Genomic DNA, 19,237 nt, shown 5'->3' with positions numbered 1-19,237 from the left:
CGTGTGTTAGTTATATATTGGATAATGAGTGGCGCTTTGATTGTGATAGATCAATGGGTCAAATGGTGGATTACAAGCAACTTAGCATTAGGAGAAACCCAATCAATCATTCCTGGTGTCTTATCGCTAAACCATATTCGGAATACGGGAGCAGCTTGGAGCATGCTAGAGGGAAAAATGTGGTTCTTTACTGTGGTAACAATTGTTGCTGTGGTAGCAATCGTTTATTTAATGATTAAAAACAGGCAGACAGCAAGTCGTTGGTTTATGACTGGTTTGGCATTGATTTTAGCAGGCGCGATTGGAAACTTTATTGATCGTGTGCGTTTAGGTTATGTAGTGGACATGTTCCAAACAGATTTTATGAACTTTCCGATTTTTAATGTCGCTGATATTTCATTAGTTTGTGGCGTGATTTGTATATTGATATATATTATTTTAGATGAAAAGGATCAAGTGAAAAAATGACAGAACTAAGAGCAACAATCGAACAAGAAACAGGACGAATTGATAAAGTCCTAACAGGCTTATTTCCAGATTATAGTCGTTCTCAAATCCAACTTTGGTTAAAAGAAGGCGTGGTTGCTGTAAATGGTCAACCCGTTAAAGCAAATTATAAAGTGAAAGCAAAGGATGAACTATTTGTAGCGATTCCCGAGCCAGAAACATTAGATGTCATCGCTGAAGATATTCCGTTAACAATTGTTTACGAGGACGAAGATGTCGCAGTTATCAATAAGCCACAAGGCATGGTTGTCCACCCTTCAGCTGGGCACAGCCATGGAACTTTGGTAAATGCGTTGATGTATCATGTCAAAGATTTATCTTCCATTAACGGTGTGATTCGCCCTGGAATCGTGCATCGGATTGATAAAGATACCTCTGGTTTGTTAATGGTTGCCAAGAATGACCAAGCACATGAATCATTGGCAAAACAATTAAAAGATAAAACTTCTTTACGAAAATACGTTGCGTTAGTTCATGGTGAGATTTCGCACGATAAGGGAACGATCAATGCGCCGATTGGCCGTTCAAAAGTCAATCGCAAGATGCAATCCGTTCGTGAAGATGGAAAATCTGCTGTTACTCATTTTACTGTGCTAGAACGTTTTGAAGGATTTACTTTGGTTGAATTAAAATTAGAAACAGGTCGTACGCACCAAATTCGTGTCCACATGCAATATATTGGTTTTCCTTTGGCAGGCGATCCTGTATACGGGCCAAAGAAAACTTTACCAGGAAATGGTCAATTCTTACATGCCCAGATGTTAGGCTTCACACATCCTGTTACCGGACAAGAAATGGTCTTTGAAGCGCCACTTCCTGAAGTGTTTGAAAAAACTTTAGAAAAATTAAGAAAAAGCCATTGATTTTTTATGCTGGCAACGGTATAGTATTAACAACGAAAAGCTTAAACGAAAATTAAATAGTAGTCCTTTAAGTTTAGTCCCGTGAGGCTAAGAAGGGTGTGAGTAATCAACTATATGGTGCGCTATATGTGTGATGCTCAATGACGAAGTATAGCTAACAGTGCAACTGTATTAGCTATCTATGAACGTACCAAATTGTACAATCAGTCTAAACATACCTCCTGTCCTCTTAGGGCAGGAGTTTTTTTATGCAAAAAAATGGAGGGAAACAGTATGCAAACCAAAGAAGTAGTCGATCAAGTAACAATGAAACGAGCATTGACACGAATTACTTATGAAATCATCGAAAGAAATCACAGCATTGAAGACATCGTCTTAGTGGGAATCAAAACACGAGGAATTTATATTGCTGCTCGAATTGCCGAACGATTAAAACAGTTGGAAGACATCGAAGTTCCAGTTGGTGAGTTAGACATCACATTGTATCGTGATGATAAAAAAGAGCTTGCAGAAGGACCTGAGCTACATTCATCAGATGTGCCAGTTTCTTTAGAAGGAAAAGAAGTTATCTTGATTGATGACGTGCTTTACACAGGGCGTACGATTCGAGCGGCAATGGATGCCATCATGGATTTAGGGCGTCCAAGAAAAATTTCATTAGCTGTACTAGTTGATCGCGGTCATCGCGAACTACCAATTCGTGCCGATTATGTCGGGAAAAATATTCCAACATCAAAAGCAGAAGAAATTCTGGTAGAGATGCAAGAGCTTGACGGACAAGATCGTATCATGATTTTAAAAGAGGAAGAATAGGGGAAAAGATATGTCAGAGAAAAAAGAATTTCATAATGATAGTGTTGTATTAGACATTCATGACCGTCCAAAATTAGGTCATTGGGTTGGTTTAAGTTTACAGCATTTATTCACGATGTTTGGAGCAACAGTTTTAGTACCGATTTTAGTTGGAATCGATCCGGGGATTGCGTTAGTCAGTTCAGGATTGGGCACACTGGTTTACTTGTTTACAACAAAAGGAAAAATTCCAGCTTACTTAGGAAGTAGCTTTGCCTTTATTGCAGCGATGCAAATGTTGATGAAAACAGATGGTTATCCAGCAATTGCGCAAGGAGCAATCACAACTGGGTTGGTTTACCTGATTGTCGCTTTGATTATCAAAAAAATCGGTGCAGCATGGCTTGACCGAATCTTACCACCAATCGTTGTTGGACCAGTAATTATGGTTATCGGGTTGGGGTTAGCAGCAAACGCTGCAAATAATGCAATGTACAACAATGGTAACTACGATTTTAAATACATTGCCGTAGCGTTAATCACGTTAGGTTTGACGATTTTCTTCAATATGTTCTTACGCGGATTTCTTGGGTTGATTCCAATCTTATTAGGAATCGTGAGTGGCTACATCGTCGCCTTACTCTTTGGAATTGTTGATACACAACCGATTGCAGACGCAGCGTGGTTTGCTTTACCAAACTTTGAAATTCCATTTGTTCAATATGAACCAAAATTATATCTAGGTGCGATTACAACAATGGCACCAATCGCATTTGTAACAATGACAGAACATATTGGTCATTTGATGGTGCTGAACAAATTAACTCGCAGAAACTTCTTTGAAGAGCCCGGATTGCACAAAACATTAATGGGTGACGGATTAGCACAGATCGTTGCAGCGTTTGTCGGTGGCCCTCCAGTTACAAGTTATGGAGAAAACATTGGCGTACTAGCAATCACACGAGTGCATAGCGTCTTCGTGATTGGCGGAGCAGCATTCTTCGCGGTTATCTTGGGATTTGTTGGAAAACTAAGTGCCTTAATCTTAAGTATCCCTGGACCGGTTATTTCAGGAATCAGTTTTATCTTGTTCGGTGTTATCGCAGCTAGCGGGATGAAAATCTTGATTGAGAACAAAGTAGATTTCGATAAAAAGAAAAACTTGTTGATTGCAGCAGTCATCTTGGTTGTCGGTATCGGAGGCTTAGTCTTCCAAGTAGGAACATTCACGTTATCAGCAATGGCATTAGCAACTGTCCTTGGTATCATTTTAAATCTTATCTTACCAGAAACTTCACGTAGCGAAGAAAACTAGGAGGAAAATTCATGATCATCCAATCAGAACGTATCAGTTTAAAACATTTATTAACCGTTGAAGCACTAACAGACCAAGAAGTTATGGGCTTGATTCGCCGCGGGCAAGAGTTCAAACAAGGTGCAAAATGGACACCACAAAAGAGCCAATATTTTGCAACTAACTTATTTTTCGAAAATAGTACAAGAACACATAAAAGTTTTGATGTAGCTGAGAAAAAGCTTGGTTTAGAAGTAATCGAGTTTGAAGCAAGCACTAGCTCAGTTTCAAAAGGGGAAACACTTTACGATACCGTTTTGACAATGTCCGCATTAGGAGTGGATGTAGCAGTCATTCGTCATGGAGATGAAAACTATTATGAGGATTTGATTCAAAGCAAAACAATCCAATGCTCGATTATCAACGGTGGGGATGGCAGTGGTCAGCATCCAACACAATGTTTACTAGATTTGATGACGATTTATGAAGAATTTGGCCATTTTGACGGACTGAAAGTAGCCATCGTTGGTGACATCACACATTCACGTGTCGCTAAATCAAACATGCAAATGTTGAAACGCCTAGGCGCACAAGTTTTCTTCTCTGGACCAGAAGAATGGTATGACAATGAATTTGAAGTTTACGGACACTACTTGCCACTGGATGAACTACTCGACCAAGTAGATGTAATGATGATGCTACGAGTACAACATGAACGTCATGATGGAAAAGAAAGTTTCTCAAAAGAAAGTTATCATCAAGAACATGGCTTAACTGTTGAACGTGCAAAGAAGATGCAAAAACATGCAATCATCATGCACCCAGCACCTGTCAATCGTGACGTTGAACTAGCCGACTCATTAGTGGAAGGATTACAGTCACGAATCGTTCAACAAATGAGCAATGGCGTATTTGTCAGAATGGCAATTTTAGAGGCAGTACTAAACGGGAAAGCGTAAAAGTAGGAGGACGAAGACATGAAAACACTCATTAAAAACGGTCAAATCATTACACGAAAAAATGAAACAACACCTGCAGAAATTTGGATTGAAGAAGGGAAAATCAATGCAATCGGTACTGGATTTTCTGAGACTGAATTTGATGAAGTGTTTGATGCAAAAGGACAACTCATCACACCGGGGCTAGTGGACGTACATGTTCATTTAAGAGAACCTGGTTTTACGTATAAAGAAACGATTGAAGCAGGAACGAAAGCAGCAGCACATGGCGGATTTACTACAGTGTGCGCAATGCCTAATCTAGATCCTGTGCCTGATACAGCTGAAAAACTAAGTCAAGTTTATGAAATCATCAAGCGAGATGCAGTTGTGAAAGTCTTACAGTACGCACCAATCACTGAAAAGTTGCGAAGTGAGGTTTTAGTTGATCAAGAGGCGTTGATTGACGCAGGTGCCTTTGCATTCACCAATGATGGTGTTGGTGTACAAACAGCAGGTACGATGTATCTAGCAATGAAGGAAGCTGCTAAAAATAATAAAGCATTGGTTGCCCATACCGAAGATGAATCCTTACTGTTCGGTGGCGTTATGCACGCAGGCGAAAAAGCCAAAGAATTGGATTTGCCGGGAATTTTAAGTGCAACCGAATCTTCGCAAATTGCAAGAGATTTAATTTTAGCGGAAGAAACAGGTGTCCATTACCACGTCTGTCACGTATCAACGAAAGAAAGTGTTCGTATTATCCGCGATGCGAAAAAAGCTGGTGTTCATGTAACAGCAGAAGTTTCGCCGCACCATTTGCTCTTGATCGATGAAGATATTCCAGAAGATTTTGGTTTTTGGAAAATGAATCCACCCCTACGTGGACGTGAAGATCGCGAAGCGCTGATTGAAGGATTACTTGATGGAACAATTGATTGCATCGCCACAGACCATGCACCTCATGGTCTAGAAGAAAAGAGTCAAAGCTTTTTAAATGCACCATTCGGAATCGTTGGAAGCGAAACAGCTTTTCAGTTGATTTATACTCATTTTGTTAAAACCGGCATTTTCACGCTGGAACAAGTGATTGAATGGCTAGCTGTTAAACCAGCAGAAATTTTTGACTTGAATGTTGGGACACTAACGATTGGCGCTCCAGCAGATATTGCAGTGTTTGATATCGAACACGAGTATAAAATTGCGAAAGAAGACTTCTTGTCAAAAGGTGAGAATACACCATTCGTTGATTGGACGGTCAAAGGGGAAACATTGTTGACATTCGTTGACGGAAAAATTGCTTGGCAAAAGGAGGTCTAGGAGCAGGATGGATCGATTACTGATTTTAGAAGATGGGACTGTATTTGAAGGGCAAGCCTTTGGAGCAGATGCAAATGTTTTTGGTGAAATTGTTTTTACAACAAGTATGACTGGTTACCAAGAAACGATTACAGATCAAAGCTTTAATGGTCAAATCATTACTTTTACGTATCCAATGGTTGGAAATTATGGCGTGAACCGAGATGATTACGAGTCGATTTCGCCGACTTGTAAGGGTGTTGTAGTGAAGGAACATGCGCGAGTGGCTTCAAACTGGCGCAATCAGATGACGTTAGATGCTTTTTTGAAACAAAAAGGGATCCCAGGGATTTCGGGAATTGATACAAGAGCTTTAACCCGTAAAATTCGCGAAGTTGGGACGATGAAAGCAAGTATTGTTGATGCAGGTGATAGTTTTGAACATGCATTTGATCAATTAAAAGCGACTGTTTTAGCAACGAATCAAGTCCAACAAGTGTCGACCAACAAACCTTATCCAAGTCCTGGCACAGGGCGAAATGTAGTTGTAATTGATTTTGGCTTGAAACATAGCATCTTACGTGAATTAAGCAAACGAAATTGTAACTTAACAGTCATGCCTTATAACACAGAAGCAAAAACGATTCTCGAACTTGCACCCGATGGCGTGATGCTGACAAATGGACCGGGAGATCCCAAAGATGTGCCTGAAGCAATCAAGATGATTCAAGAAATTCAAGGAAAAGTACCGATTTTTGGTATTTGTTTAGGTCACCAATTGTTTGCACTAGCTAATGGTGCAGACACGTATAAGATGAAATTTGGTCATCGAGGATTAAATCATCCCGTACGAGAAATTGCGACGGGGAGAATTGACTTTACTTCACAAAACCACGGATACGCAGTTGATGAAAACACAATTGATCCGAATAAACTAATGGTCACTCATATTGAAGTGAACGATGGAACAGTGGAAGGGATTCGCCATCGCGATTACCCTGCTTTTAGTGTGCAATTTCACCCTGATGCAGCACCAGGACCACACGATGCACTACACTTATTTGATGAATTTATGGAAATGATGGATGCAGGAAGGGAGCAATAAGAATGCCAAAACGGACAGATATCAAAAAAATCATGGTGATTGGCTCAGGACCAATCATTATCGGTCAAGCGGCCGAATTTGATTATGCTGGAACGCAAGCTTGTCTTGCACTTAAAGAAGAAGGCTATGAAGTTGTTTTAGTCAACTCAAATCCTGCAACGATTATGACAGATCAAGAAATTGCGGATCAAGTCTACATCGAGCCAATAACATTAGAGTTTGTTTCACGCATTTTAAGAAAAGAACGTCCAGATGCACTGCTTCCAACTTTAGGTGGCCAAACGGGTTTAAACATGGCGATGGAACTAGCTGAGTCAGGAATTTTGGATGAACTTCAGATTGAACTTCTGGGTACGAAGCTTTCTGCAATCGACCAAGCAGAAGATCGAGATTTGTTCAAAAAATTGATGGAAGACTTAAATCAGCCAATTCCCGAATCAGAAATCGTGACTACGGTCGAAGATGCCGTCGCTTTTGCGAATCAAATTGGTTATCCGATTATTGTTCGACCTGCATTCACCCTTGGAGGTACAGGTGGTGGAATGTGTGAAAATGAAGAAGAATTGCGAATCACTGCAGAAAATGGGCTGAGTTTATCGCCTGTTACGCAATGCTTGATTGAGCGCAGTATTGCTGGATATAAAGAAATCGAGTACGAAGTGATGCGTGACTCAGCTGATAATGCGATTGTTGTTTGTAATATGGAGAACTTTGATCCAGTAGGTATCCACACAGGAGATTCCATTGTTTTTGCACCAAGTCAAACGCTATCTGATCACGAATATCAAACATTGCGTGATGCGTCACTTTCAATTATTCGTGCGTTGAAAATCGAAGGTGGTTGTAACGTTCAGCTTGCCCTTGACCCTCATAGCTTTAATTATTATGTGATTGAAGTAAATCCACGTGTTTCACGATCTTCGGCACTAGCAAGTAAAGCAACCGGCTATCCAATTGCAAAATTAGCGGCTAAAATCGCGTTGGGCTTGACTTTAGATGAAATGAAAAATCCAGTAACTGGAACAACTTATGCAGAATTCGAACCAGCGTTAGACTATGTCGTTGCAAAAATCCCACGTTGGCCATTTGATAAATTTGAAAATGGGGAACGTATACTGGGAACACAAATGAAAGCAACGGGTGAAGTCATGGCAATTGGACGAAATATCGAAGAGTCGTTACTAAAAGCCGTTCGCTCTCTTGAAATCGGCACACATCATCTTGAGCTTCCTGAATTGGCAAATGTGAATGAAGACCAGCTAACTGAAAAAATGGTTCGAGCACAAGACGATCGTCTGTTTTATGTTGCGGAGGCTTTACGCCGAGGCTATCCAATTGAGGAAATAGCTGAGTTAACAAAGATTGACTTATTCTTCTTAGATAAATTACTCCATATTATTGAAATCGAAACCCAATTACAAGCAGAGCCTTCCAATTTAAGGCTGTTGAAATTAGCAAAGAAAAACGGATTTACAGACAAAAAGATTGCACAATTATGGCAAACAACGCCAGAAAAAATTCGTGAACTTCGAAAAGAAAATCAGTTATTGCCAGTCTACAAAATGGTAGATACTTGTGCAGCTGAATTTGAATCAAATACGCCTTATTTTTATAGCTCGTATGAATTTGAAAATGAAAGTAGTCGCTCAGAAAAACCATCTGTGTTGGTACTTGGTTCTGGACCAATTCGAATTGGTCAAGGAGTGGAGTTCGACTATGCGACGGTTCATTCAGTAAAAGCAATCCAACAAGCAGGTTATGAAGCAATCATTATGAATAGTAATCCAGAAACAGTTTCCACAGATTTCTCAGTTTCAGATAAGTTGTACTTTGAACCACTGACTTTTGAAGATGTGATGAATGTGATTGAGCTAGAACAACCAATTGGCGTTATCGTTCAGTTTGGCGGACAAACAGCAATCAATTTAGGTGAGCCGTTAGCAAAAGCTGGTGTGAAAATTTTAGGAACGACGATTGAGGATTTGGATCGAGCAGAAAACCGTGATTTATTTGAACAAGCGTTGCAAGAACTAAAGATTCCACAGCCACTAGGAGATACAGCAACAAGTAAAGAAGAAGCTGTAAAAATTGCAACGATGATTGGTTATCCTGTCTTAGTTCGTCCAAGTTATGTGCTTGGCGGACGGGCAATGGAAATCGTAGAAAATCAGCGTGACCTAGAGGATTATATGGAGCATGCCGTGAAAGCCTCGCCTGAACATCCTGTTTTGATTGACCGCTACTTAGTGGGCGGTGAATGCGAAGTTGATGCGATCTGTGATGGAGAAACTGTCTTGATTCCTGGAATCATGGAACATATTGAGCGTGCGGGGGTCCATTCAGGTGACTCAATGGCGGTATACCCACCACAAACATTATCAGAAGAGATTAAATCGACAATTGAAGATTACACGAAACGATTAGCTTTAGGACTAAACTGTATTGGAATGATGAATATCCAATTTGTGATCCATGAAGAAAAAGTCTATGTGATCGAAGTCAATCCCCGTGCGAGCCGTACTGTACCATTTTTAAGTAAAGTAACTGGGATTCCAATGGCACAAGTAGCAACCAAAGCCATTTTGGGCCAAAGTTTGCGGGAATTAGGTTATGAAACAGGTCTTTATCCTGAAACCGAAGATGTCCATGTAAAAGCACCTGTCTTTTCATTCACGAAGCTACAAAAGGTTGACACGTACTTAGGGCCTGAAATGAAATCAACTGGTGAAGTCATGGGCTCCGATCGAAACTTAGACAAAGCTTTGTATAAAGCCTTTCGAGCTGCTGGGTTAAATCTACCAGATTATGGTGCAGTCCTCTTTACGATTGCAGACGAAACAAAAGAAGAAGCATTGGGCTTAGCTAAACGCTTTGCAGAGATTGGTTACAGTTTGCTAGGTACGAAACATACAGCTGAATTTTTCCGTAACAACGGATTAATTGTTACGACAGTAGCGAAAATTTCAGAAACAACAACAGAGGAAAACGTTGTCGATATCATTCGAACAGGAAAAGCACAAGTAGTTGTGAATACGATTGATAAAGACCGTGGGAATGCGTCAAAAGATGGCTTTATTATCCGACGTGAATCAGTTGAACATGGTGTACCACTCTTTACTTCACTTGATACAGCAGCTGCAATCGTTCGAGTGATGGAATCACGTGCGTTTTCAACAAAAGCAATTTAAAAAGGTTCGCATCATTCACTTAGCTCCGCTGAAGTAACTGACAAGTAACAGAATCCTTTTAGCTGGTTCTGACTAGTTGTGAGTTGCTCTGAGGAGCTGTTTTATGGAAAAATAGGTTGAGTATAAAAAACGGCTTCATCAATGAGTTTTAACAAAGTCGATAAGTATAGGAGTGTGGATATGAAACAAGAAGTTATGGAAATCATTCAACAAAATCAGTTAGCACCACGAATTTTCGAACTGACACTAAAGGGTGAATTAGTTCAAGAGATGAAGCGTCCGGGTCAATTTATTCATATCCGTGTTCCTAGAGCAGACTTGTTATTACGTAGACCAATTAGTTTAAATAAAATCGATCCAAGTACGAATACTTGTCGAATCATTTATCGTGTAGAAGGTGACGGAACTAAATTATTTTCAACGTTGACTACAGGTGATGCGCTGGATGTGATGGGACCACTAGGAAATGGGTTTGATTTAACGGGATTAAAAGCTGGAGATTGTGCATTCATCGTTGGCGGTGGTATCGGGATTCCACCATTATATGAATTATCTCATCAACTAAAAGCAAAAGGTGTCAAAGTCAAGCACTTTTTAGGTTTTGCATCAGCAGATGTTATGTACTATGAAGAAAAGTTCCAACAACTTGGAGAAACAAAAATTGCTACAGATGATGGCTCGGCAGGCGTCCAAGGAAATGTTGGTAATCTTTTGTTAGCAGAAGAAAATAAAAAACCAGACGCAGTGTTTGCTTGTGGTGCGAATGGAATGCTTAAGGCGGTCGAGCACTTTTTCCACGATCATCCTAATGTCCAGCTTTCTTTAGAATCACGCATGGCATGTGGAATCGGTGCTTGCTATGCTTGTGTATGCCACAAGGCAGAAGATGAAACGAAAAGTGTGAAAGTCTGTGATGAAGGTCCGATTTTCAAAGCAGGAGAGGTGATTCTATGACACAACCATCATTAGCAGTAAAAATACCAGGACTTGATTTAAAAAATCCAATCATGCCTGCTAGCGGCTGTTTTGGTTTTGGAAAAGAATATGGACAGTACTATGATTTGAATCAATTAGGTTCAATCATGGTTAAAGCAACGACACCACAAGCAAGATTTGGTAACCCGACACCTCGTGTTGCTGAAACCCCTTCAGGTATGCTAAATGCAATCGGCTTACAAAATCCCGGACTAGAAACCGTGATGAATGAGTTATTACCTGAATTAGAAAAATATCCTGATTTGCCAATCATTGCCAATGTGGCAGGCGCATGCGAAGAAGATTATGTGGAAGTCTGCGGTAAAATTGGTGATGCGCCTAATGTGAAGGCAATCGAATTAAACATCTCTTGCCCCAACGTGAAGCACGGAGGTATTGCGTTTGGAACAGATCCTGATGTCGCTTTTCAACTAACACAGGCGGTAAAGAAAGTTGCTAAGGTTCCAATCTATGTCAAATTATCGCCCAACGTTACTGATATCGTTCCTATCGCTTTAGCAATTGAAGCAGGTGGAGCAGACGGGTTTACTATGATTAACACACTCTTAGGAATGCGCATTGATTTAAAGACAAGAAAACCGATTTTAGCGAATCAAACAGGTGGTCTATCAGGTCCCGCAATCAAACCAGTTGCGATTCGCTTAATCCATCAAGTCGCAGGCGTCTCTAAGCTACCAATTATTGGTATGGGTGGTGTTCAGACGGTTGATGATGTATTAGAAATGATTATGGCGGGTGCAAGTGCAGTCGCAGTTGGAACCGCCAATTTTACAGATCCCTACGTTTGCCCAAAATTGATTGATGCTTTACCTCAGCGAATGGCTGAGTTAGGTATCGCATCATTGGAACAACTTATTCAAGAAGTTAGAGAGGAGCGTCAACAATGAATCAGCGACCGATTATTGCCTTAGATTTTTCAAACCGAAACGAAGTAGAACAATTTTTACAATTATTTCCTGAGGAGGAAAAGTTGTTTGTTAAAATTGGGATGGAACTCTTTTATCAAGAAGGGCCAGCGATTGTCCGTTGGCTGAAAGAATCAGGACATGATGTATTTTTAGATTTGAAATTACATGATATTCCCAATACAGTTGAAAAAGCAATGCGTGGCTTAGCAAAGTTAGGCGTTGATATCACTTGTGTACATGCCGCCGGAGGAATCCGAATGATGGAGGCTGCGATGCGTGGTTTAGCATCAGGAACACCGGAAGGAAAACAACGACCCTTATTATTAGCAATTACTCAGTTGACTTCGACAAGTGAAGAAGAGATGCATCATGATCAGCTGATTGAAGTTCCTTTAGAAGAAAGTGTGATCCATTACGCTACTTGTGCACAAGTAGCAGGATTAGATGGCGTAGTTTCTTCAGCACTGGAAGTAACTAAAATCAAAGATGCTACAAATTCTGAATTTGTCTGCTTAACACCAGGCATCCGACCACAAGGAGCAGACATCGGTGATCAAACGCGAGTGGTAACTCCCGGACGAGCAAGAGAAATTGGAGCAACTTTCATTGTAGTTGGGCGCCCAATTACACAAGCAGAAAATCCTTACGAAGCTTACCAAACAATAAAAAACGAATGGAGCTAACACGAATGACTGTCGAAAAATTAATTGCAAAAGACTTATTAGAAATTGAAGCAGTATTTTTGAACCCAACACAACCATTTACTTGGGCAAGTGGATTGAAAAGCCCAATTTATTGTGATAATCGTATCACGATGAGTTATCCTAAGGTTCGTCGGGAAATAGCAAATGGTTTAGCCAAAAAGATTAAAGAAGAGTTTCCAGAAGTCGAAGTAATTGCTGGAACAGCCACAGCAGGTATCCCTCATGCTGCTTGGGTTGCAGATATCCTTGATTTACCAATGGTTTATATTCGCAGCAAAGCGAAAGATCATGGAAAAGGAAATCAAATTGAAGGTCGGATTTTTGAAGGTCAAAAAATGGTTGTCATTGAAGATTTGATCTCAACTGGTGGCAGTGTGTTAGAAGCTTGTGAAGCAGCAACACGTGAAGGTGCTGATGTGCAAGGTGTAGCAGCAATCTTTACTTATGAGCTACCCAAAGGATTAACTAATTTTGCTCAGGCGAAAATGCCTTTGGTCACGTTGACTAACTATTCAACATTAATTGAAACAGCACGTGAAGCAAACTACATCAATGAAGAAGAATTAAATTTACTGAAAAGTTGGAAAAAAGATCCAGAAAACTGGAATGTATAACAAAAAGACGATAACAACTATTTTCATAGTGTTGTCGTCTTTTATAGTATCATTAGTATTTTGCTAAGTTTGACGGTAACTGAAATCGTTCAATAATGGGCTTGATTTCATACAACGATTCAATTGAAGCTTCACGAGAAGACAAATAATGATTCAAGACACCCACGATTCCATTTGCAATAAAAATCGCTTCCGTTGTTTGTGCTTGATCGTTTGTTGCTGTAAAAGTCAAGATATGTTGTTTTAGGTAATCTGTAAATAGACCCTGCTTATCAGAAGCAATCAACATTCGATACGTTTCCTGGTTCTCTACGATGAATTGAAAAGTTTTTATTAGTAGATTGTCTGTTTCCGCTGTTTCTGTTTGACAATAAGTAACTAGTTCTTGAATTGATTGTTGGATCATTTTTTCTAAAAGATCATATTTATCTAAGTAATTTAAGTAAAATGTCCCGCGATTGATATCTGCTAGTTCACAAATCTCGCTGACTTTTACTCGTTCGATGTCTTGCTTTTTTAGCAATTGGAAAAAAGCTGTTTGAATAGCTGTTTGTGTTTTACGCACTCGTCGATCCATGTGATTCTCCTGTCATGTTAAGTGATTTGTTCGTTAATCAACAGATTGTCATTTTTGATGATTGATTGCTGACTTTGGTCTGTTTATTATACTGGATGTTCGTTGAATTATAAACAGGTGTTCATAAAAGGAGAAAAAATGAAACTATTAATTTATGGTGCAGGTATTCAAGGAAGCTATCTTGCACATATTCTTGCGAAAAATAAAGAGAATGAAGTAACGATACTTGCCAGAGGAAAGACGAAGGAGCATTTAGAAACAAATGGGCTTGAATTAAAACATGTTATTCAGAAGAAAAGAACAGTGGATATAATCAAAATAATTTCAAAGCTAGACCCAACAGATAAGTGTGATTTGATTTTTGTCACAATGAAATACAATGATTTTGATTCTGTGATTGAACCGATTGCTAGGAATCACAGTCAGCGAGTGATTTTTGTTGGCAATCAAATGAATCCAGAATTATTAAAAGAAAAAATCGTTCAAAAAAATCCAGCTAAGCAAGTCTTTTTTGGTTTTCAAAATACTGGTGGAACAAGGGAAAGTAACTTAATCACAATTTTACGTTTCAACGGAGGTAAAATGAAAATCAACCTTGACTCCAATGATTTTGAAATGACTCAGCTTTTGAATCAAGTCTTTGCTCGAACAAATTATCAATGGCAATCAGATCCAACTTTACCTGACTGGCTGAAAAGCCATGCCGCATTGATTATGGTGCTGAATAGCTTAGATCTTATTTATCGAAAAAAAATGAAAAATAAACAAGAATTAACTCGCTTATTTTCCATAACGGCTTCAGCATTTAAAGAAGCGTTTACTGTCTTAGAAGAAAACGGATATCCGATTGTGCCGAAGATTCAGAAAAATTTATTGCAAAATGAATTTTTGACGAAAATTGGTTTGAGACTAATGTATGCTACACCATTGATGGCATCAGCTCAGGGAAGTTATACAGAAATCGAGTTGATTATTTGTTCCTTTGAACGGCTTAAAAAAGAAACGGGAACAAAAACACCGAATCTTGATCAATTAATTAAAATCACTGCTCAAGTGAACGAGCGAAAGAGTGTTATCAAAAAGTTTTGATATATTTATTCCGAAAAGTGGAAACGACTCAATAAAAAAGGAAAAAATTAATAAAAAATTGCAACTAATTCTTTAACTCGGCTAACTCATTGAAAAATTATTCGTGCAAGTATTTTTTGTGGAATTTGTGCTAAATAAAAATTAAAAAGCAGCAAATCTAGTTCTTTGTAATTGCATGATGCGAAGAGTAAATGCTATGATTGTTGGAAAAGTATGGAGGAGAGATGGCAATATGGGCTTAAATGAATACCTTTTAGGATTAAATAATTTAGAAAAAATTATTCGTGCGCCTGGCTTCTTCAAGCACACAGAACACACGGTGGCGGCACATTCGTTTCGAGTAGCATCAATTGCACAAGTTTTAGGCGATATTGAAGAAGCTAATGGACAGACGATTGATTGGAAACTGTTATATGAAAAATCTTTGAATCATGATTATACAGAACGCTTTATTGGTGACATCAAAACACCTGTGAAATATGCAAATAAAGAACTACGAGGGATGTTACAAACAGTTGAAGAAAAAATGACTGATGAATTTATTAATCAAGAAATCCCAGAAGAATTTCAAGAAATTTATCGTCGTCGCCTATTTGAAGGAAAAGATGACACGATTGAAGGAGAATTGCTAGCAATCGCGGATAAAGTAGATTTGCTGTATGAATCATTTGATGAAATCAGCAAAAATAATCCTGAAAAAGTTTACCGAGAAATGTTTATTGAATCGATTTTAACAATTAAAGAATTCGATCATCGAGCAAGTGTAAATTATTTCTTTGATTTTATTTTTCCAGAACTATTGAACCAAGAATTTTTCGGAAAAGAAGAGTTTCTAGCAGATATTTCTGCCGCTTTACAAAGAAAGAAACGAACGAACTAACTTTTATGGAAAGACTCAGGAGGACGTAAGCGTTGAAAAAAAATATGGATGTTGAATGGGGCTACTCGGGAGAGCGAGGGCCAGAGCACTGGGCAAGTTTATGTGATTGGTTTGCAAAAGGAGCAGAATTTTCTTTGCAATCACCTATTCCACTTGTTACTTGCCAAGAAGTAAGTGATGTGAAAGAAACGATTTCTTTCCATTATCAATGTCAAAAATTCACAGATAAAGAATTTAAAAACACGATCCACTTAGTACCATTTGACCAAATCAGTTATGTCAAATATCAAGGTGAAGAATTTTATTTGACAGATATCCACTTCCATCTGCCTTCTGAGCATATTATCAATGGAAAACACGAAGACATTGAATTTCATTTTGTCCATACGAATCAGCGTCAAGAAAACTTGGTTGTTGGAGTTATGTATGAGTTGCGACATGAGGATGGCTGGTTTTATGATCGGAATCACGAAGAACGCTGGGACTTAGCAGCGCATGAACATTGGATGAATCCAATCGTATTTTTCCCTGAAAAGAAGAGCCACTATCATTATGTTGGCTCATTAACGACACCCCCAACTGCAGGCCCTATTCAGTGGTTTGTTATGGATCAAGTTGGGCAGTTAAATCAAGACTTCCTGACTCCATTTAAAGGACAGTATGCGCAGCCTAATAATCGTCCGCTACAAGCACTTAATGATCGGAAAATTGACTATTTTGAGGAGTCAAATACATGAATATCCAACAAATGAAGTATGTGATTGCTGTTGCGAATAATGGTAGCTTTCGAGAGGCTGCTAAGAAGTTATTCGTTTCGCAACCTAGCTTGTCTACCGGAATCAAAGAATTAGAAACTGAATTAGGAATCAGTTTATTTACTCGTACAAATCGAGGCGCGTATTTAACAGAAGCAGGACAAGATTTCTTGCAACGTGCAGAAAAAATTTTGGTTCAATTAGAATCACTTGAAAGTTATTATCAAACAAGTGAAACACGCGAAATGTTTTCTGTGGCTTCTCAACACTATGATTTTTTAGGGCCACTGATTGCCAAAATGATGGCAGAATTCAATCAAGAAATCAAACAATTCAGAATCATGGAAACGACTACTGCAAAAGTGATTGAAGAAGTGAGAGAACAGCATAGTGAAGTAGGCGTGCTATACATGAACGAAAAAAACCAAGCTGGAATCATGCGCTATTTACAGCAAGGTGAGCTAGTTGCCAGAACGATTCATACGTTCTCTACACATATTTTTTTGAGACAAGGACATCCACTAGCAAAACAGACGAAAATCCATAGAAAAGAATTGTTAGCTTACCCTCAAGTACGCTTTACTCAAGATGGCAATAATTTTCCTTATTTTTACGAAGATCTGATTGAGATACCTGCACAAGAATCAGTTGTTTATACCAGTGATCGTGGGACACTGATGAACTTAGTACTAGAAACAGATGCTTATGCTTCTGGATCTGGAATTGTTATTGGTGGTATCAAAGATCAAATCAAACTTATTCCATTAGCAGATAGTCAACCAAATCAACTCTGCGTCATTCATTCTGGTAAACGTACGTTGAGTGTAGAAGCACAGCGATTTATTCAAGGTTTAACGGATATACTAACAAGTGAATTAGCAAATAAAAAATAAGTTAGTTATCATTATAAAAAAGCAACTTCAATTTCCGAAAGCGAGCGTCCAAAGTTAGATTGCTAGTCTAACCTTGGACGCTCGCTACATTTGAAGTTGCTTTTTTATTATGTCTTTAGCCCCAGTTACATTCTTAGATCGTGTGAATGTAACGGGTAGGTGGGTTGATAGTAAAAAATTCTATTAAAAATCTCTTTAGTCTCGTTAAAAGTCAGTTGTTTAGAGTATATAACAATGAAAGAGGTTGAACAGCTTAGTCCATACAAGGTGATGATGATTGAATCATGTTAAGTATTAACAGATAGAAACATAATTCTCCTGTTAAATTCCTATTTTTACAAATCATATAGCTTATAGAAATGGCTACTACTTCTTTCTATCATCAATTTTTTCTATAAATTTTTGTTGGATGAGCGAAATAAGATCTATCCACCTGTTCGAGTTGTTGATGGAATCCAGGTAGAAAAGTATTTGGTCAGTTGATTTTTTTTCAAAACTATCTGTGATTACGATATCAGCTTCGGAAAAATTATTTGTAAAGACAATATTGTTGGTGTTGAAAATTGTTTGGATACGTTTCTCAATAACGTATACGGCTGTAAAAACTTTGGACATTTGAATATATAATTTTAGGGTGGTACTTTTTTTAAAAGAAGAAACAGTGTAAAGCAATGCGGCAATATAATTTTCTAGTGCTTTATCTTCAAAAAGTTCAGCGATTTCTTTTTTGATGCGATTCATATAATCATCAGTTTTATTAATATTTAAGTGTGGAACAGGAATCATCAATTCTAAGAAAAGAACGTACTTGTCACCAATCATAGAATAGAGAATATTGAAAATCGTTAAATAATACAAATAGATACCGTTTTCGTTAGCACTGATAGGTTCCAAGAAAACATTTGAAAATTTTGAATATATTTCATTTGCTAGTCGACAAGCAGGGTGATCAAATTCTTGGAATTTTCTTCCTAAATTAATTTTTGCTTCCGAGGAGATCAAATCGGACAGAAAAATTCTTGCGAAAAAGTTGAGATATAGCTTCTCTGAATCTGCTACATTTTCTGAAAGATTTTCAAACGGACTTTTATTAAATAGTTTGGTTACATCGTAGCTCTCTTGTAAAAGTTTCAGTAGGTCATAGAGCGAATCATCAGGGTCAATAACTAGAAAGTTATCATTTAAAAAGCGTTGTTGCACTATTTCGCTAAATAAATACAATGCATGATTTTTGGTTAAAGAAATTGCAGAATTACTATTATCAAAATTTACGATTGGCGTTGTGGAATCAAATGGCCACTCCATTCCTTGAAAATTATCTTGCAAGATTGTATATGAAAACATGCGAAGACAAATTTCGTTTCCTTTAAGAGAGTAGATTTGATTTGTACTGTTGACAGATAAATCAAATTGAGAAAGATAACCATTCAATTGTGAACAGAGTTTCAGTAAATATGCTTCCGAGATAAATAAATGATCGAGAATTTGTTGCTTTGAAATACTGTAATTTGTAAGCAATAAGACACAGAGCCTAAAAAGAGTAGAGTTATTGGAGAGCGCAAGTTTTAGCTGATAAAAATAAGTGATGATATTATCTGAAAACATTGGGTTTATCGAGATGATGCCTTGATTATTTGAAATAATAAGATCATTTTCATTTTTAGTATGCTCAACGAAGTAGTTGTTCAATTTAAGGATATCACCCTTGATCGTTAATTTTGGAATAGCTATTTCTTCTGATAGAAGCGTCAAGGTAGTACTTTTATTAGTAAGTATTATGTGTAAAATAATGAGTTCACGCTCAAAATGATTTGAAATAATCATAGTATGCCTCG

At 38.2% G+C, this 19,237-nt stretch carries 18 protein-coding genes; 16 read left to right on the top strand and 2 right to left on the bottom strand.

The genetic code is table 11. From position 1 onward, the window contains the following. The first annotated feature begins 3 nt into the window (after positions 1-3). The 12 genes from lspA (at position 4) to pyrE (ending at position 13,208) form a co-directional block, all read left to right on the top strand. A complete protein-coding gene (gene lspA, locus IGJ76_RS07365) occupies positions 4-468 on the top strand; it encodes a signal peptidase II (RefSeq protein ID WP_071868963.1) in 465 nt (154 codons plus the stop codon). After that, the gene (locus tag IGJ76_RS07360; RefSeq protein WP_067482261.1) at positions 465-1,370 is read left to right on the top strand and encodes an RluA family pseudouridine synthase; all 906 of its coding nucleotides are present in this window, start codon (positions 465-467) and stop codon (positions 1,368-1,370) included. The genes lspA and IGJ76_RS07360 overlap by 4 nt, the downstream gene beginning before the upstream one ends. A gap of 273 nt (positions 1,371-1,643) precedes the next feature. Beyond that, positions 1,644-2,183, top strand: a complete 540-nt coding sequence (gene pyrR / locus IGJ76_RS07355; RefSeq protein ID WP_067482259.1) for a bifunctional pyr operon transcriptional regulator/uracil phosphoribosyltransferase PyrR — start codon at positions 1,644-1,646, stop codon at positions 2,181-2,183. Between the two features lie 10 nt (positions 2,184-2,193). Next, complete coding sequence (locus IGJ76_RS07350) at positions 2,194-3,477, top strand: solute carrier family 23 protein (RefSeq protein ID WP_067482257.1); 1,284 nt, start codon at positions 2,194-2,196, stop codon at positions 3,475-3,477. Between the two features lie 11 nt (positions 3,478-3,488). Beyond that, positions 3,489-4,415: an aspartate carbamoyltransferase catalytic subunit gene (locus tag IGJ76_RS07345; protein ID WP_067482255.1), complete on the top strand. Its 927-nt coding sequence runs from the start codon at positions 3,489-3,491 to the stop codon at positions 4,413-4,415. Between the two features lie 18 nt (positions 4,416-4,433). After that, entirely contained in the window at positions 4,434-5,714 is a 1,281-nt protein-coding gene (locus IGJ76_RS07340) for a dihydroorotase (protein WP_218657831.1), read from the top strand. A 7-nt stretch (positions 5,715-5,721) separates the two neighbouring features. Continuing rightward, entirely contained in the window at positions 5,722-6,798 is a 1,077-nt protein-coding gene (locus IGJ76_RS07335; RefSeq protein ID WP_067482251.1) for a carbamoyl phosphate synthase small subunit, read from the top strand. Between the two features lie 2 nt (positions 6,799-6,800). Next, a complete protein-coding gene (gene carB / locus IGJ76_RS07330) occupies positions 6,801-9,986 on the top strand; it encodes a carbamoyl-phosphate synthase large subunit (protein WP_071868959.1) in 3,186 nt (1,061 codons plus the stop codon). Positions 9,987-10,166: 180 nt separating this feature from the next. Further along, positions 10,167-10,940 (top strand): dihydroorotate dehydrogenase electron transfer subunit, encoded by a 774-nt coding sequence (locus IGJ76_RS07325; RefSeq protein ID WP_071868958.1) that lies wholly within the window; start codon positions 10,167-10,169, stop codon positions 10,938-10,940. Beyond that, complete coding sequence (locus IGJ76_RS07320) at positions 10,937-11,869, top strand: dihydroorotate dehydrogenase (protein ID WP_067482246.1); 933 nt, start codon at positions 10,937-10,939, stop codon at positions 11,867-11,869. The genes IGJ76_RS07325 and IGJ76_RS07320 overlap by 4 nt, the downstream gene beginning before the upstream one ends. Further along, positions 11,866-12,573, top strand: coding sequence for an orotidine-5'-phosphate decarboxylase (pyrF, locus tag IGJ76_RS07315; RefSeq protein WP_071868957.1), 708 nt, complete (start codon positions 11,866-11,868; stop codon positions 12,571-12,573). The genes IGJ76_RS07320 and pyrF overlap by 4 nt, the downstream gene beginning before the upstream one ends. A gap of 5 nt (positions 12,574-12,578) precedes the next feature. After that, positions 12,579-13,208 carry an orotate phosphoribosyltransferase gene (gene pyrE, locus IGJ76_RS07310; protein ID WP_071868956.1) on the top strand — a complete coding sequence of 210 codons (630 nt, stop codon included), beginning with the start codon at positions 12,579-12,581 and terminating at the stop codon, positions 13,206-13,208. A 52-nt stretch (positions 13,209-13,260) separates the two neighbouring features. Here the strand turns inward: pyrE and IGJ76_RS07305 are convergent, their stop codons facing one another. Beyond that, positions 13,261-13,785: a TetR family transcriptional regulator gene (locus IGJ76_RS07305; RefSeq protein ID WP_071868955.1), complete on the bottom strand. Its 525-nt coding sequence runs from the start codon at positions 13,783-13,785 to the stop codon at positions 13,261-13,263. Between the two features lie 138 nt (positions 13,786-13,923). Between IGJ76_RS07305 and IGJ76_RS07300 the strand changes: the two genes are divergently transcribed. From IGJ76_RS07300 to IGJ76_RS07285, 4 genes are all read left to right on the top strand, one after another. Continuing rightward, positions 13,924-14,874, top strand: coding sequence for a ketopantoate reductase family protein (locus tag IGJ76_RS07300; protein ID WP_430596528.1), 951 nt, complete (start codon positions 13,924-13,926; stop codon positions 14,872-14,874). A 232-nt stretch (positions 14,875-15,106) separates the two neighbouring features. Beyond that, complete coding sequence (locus IGJ76_RS07295) at positions 15,107-15,754, top strand: YfbR-like 5'-deoxynucleotidase (RefSeq protein WP_067482237.1); 648 nt, start codon at positions 15,107-15,109, stop codon at positions 15,752-15,754. A gap of 32 nt (positions 15,755-15,786) precedes the next feature. Then, a complete protein-coding gene (locus tag IGJ76_RS07290) occupies positions 15,787-16,491 on the top strand; it encodes a carbonic anhydrase family protein (RefSeq protein WP_067482235.1) in 705 nt (234 codons plus the stop codon). Further along, on the top strand, positions 16,488-17,402 hold the full coding sequence (locus tag IGJ76_RS07285) for a LysR family transcriptional regulator (RefSeq protein ID WP_067482233.1): 915 nt from the start codon (positions 16,488-16,490) through the stop codon (positions 17,400-17,402). Before IGJ76_RS07290 ends, IGJ76_RS07285 begins: the two co-directional genes overlap by 4 nt. 366 nt (positions 17,403-17,768) lie before the next feature. Here the strand turns inward: IGJ76_RS07285 and IGJ76_RS07280 are convergent, their stop codons facing one another. After that, positions 17,769-19,226, bottom strand: a complete 1,458-nt coding sequence (locus tag IGJ76_RS07280; protein WP_270492635.1) for a helix-turn-helix domain-containing protein — start codon at positions 19,224-19,226, stop codon at positions 17,769-17,771. Positions 19,227-19,237: the final 11 nt, after the last annotated feature.

Source organism: Enterococcus sp. DIV0175 (assembly GCF_050529075.1).
GTDB lineage: Bacteria > Bacillota > Bacilli > Lactobacillales > Enterococcaceae > Enterococcus_B > Enterococcus_B thailandicus.
This window is presented reverse-complemented; position numbering and strand designations above follow the sequence as displayed.

Excerpts from the sequence above, each read along its gene's own strand:
- IGJ76_RS07360 (WP_067482261.1), top strand. The coding sequence starts at position 465 with ATGACAGAACTAAGAGCAACAATCGAACAAGAAACAGGACGAATTGAT.
- pyrR (WP_067482259.1), top strand. The coding sequence starts at position 1,644 with ATGCAAACCAAAGAAGTAGTCGATCAAGTAACAATGAAACGAGCATTG.
- IGJ76_RS07350 (WP_067482257.1), top strand. The coding sequence starts at position 2,194 with ATGTCAGAGAAAAAAGAATTTCATAATGATAGTGTTGTATTAGACATT.
- IGJ76_RS07345 (WP_067482255.1), top strand. The coding sequence starts at position 3,489 with ATGATCATCCAATCAGAACGTATCAGTTTAAAACATTTATTAACCGTT.
- IGJ76_RS07340 (WP_218657831.1), top strand. The coding sequence starts at position 4,434 with ATGAAAACACTCATTAAAAACGGTCAAATCATTACACGAAAAAATGAA.
- IGJ76_RS07335 (WP_067482251.1), top strand. The coding sequence starts at position 5,722 with ATGGATCGATTACTGATTTTAGAAGATGGGACTGTATTTGAAGGGCAA.
- carB (WP_071868959.1), top strand. The coding sequence starts at position 6,801 with ATGCCAAAACGGACAGATATCAAAAAAATCATGGTGATTGGCTCAGGA.
- IGJ76_RS07325 (WP_071868958.1), top strand. The coding sequence starts at position 10,167 with ATGAAACAAGAAGTTATGGAAATCATTCAACAAAATCAGTTAGCACCA.
- IGJ76_RS07320 (WP_067482246.1), top strand. The coding sequence starts at position 10,937 with ATGACACAACCATCATTAGCAGTAAAAATACCAGGACTTGATTTAAAA.
- pyrF (WP_071868957.1), top strand. The coding sequence starts at position 11,866 with ATGAATCAGCGACCGATTATTGCCTTAGATTTTTCAAACCGAAACGAA.
- pyrE (WP_071868956.1), top strand. The coding sequence starts at position 12,579 with ATGACTGTCGAAAAATTAATTGCAAAAGACTTATTAGAAATTGAAGCA.
- IGJ76_RS07305 (WP_071868955.1), bottom strand. The coding sequence starts at position 13,785 with ATGGATCGACGAGTGCGTAAAACACAAACAGCTATTCAAACAGCTTTT.
- IGJ76_RS07300 (WP_430596528.1), top strand. The coding sequence starts at position 13,924 with ATGAAACTATTAATTTATGGTGCAGGTATTCAAGGAAGCTATCTTGCA.
- IGJ76_RS07295 (WP_067482237.1), top strand. The coding sequence starts at position 15,107 with ATGGGCTTAAATGAATACCTTTTAGGATTAAATAATTTAGAAAAAATT.
- IGJ76_RS07285 (WP_067482233.1), top strand. The coding sequence starts at position 16,488 with ATGAATATCCAACAAATGAAGTATGTGATTGCTGTTGCGAATAATGGT.
- IGJ76_RS07280 (WP_270492635.1), bottom strand. The coding sequence starts at position 19,226 with ATGATTATTTCAAATCATTTTGAGCGTGAACTCATTATTTTACACATA.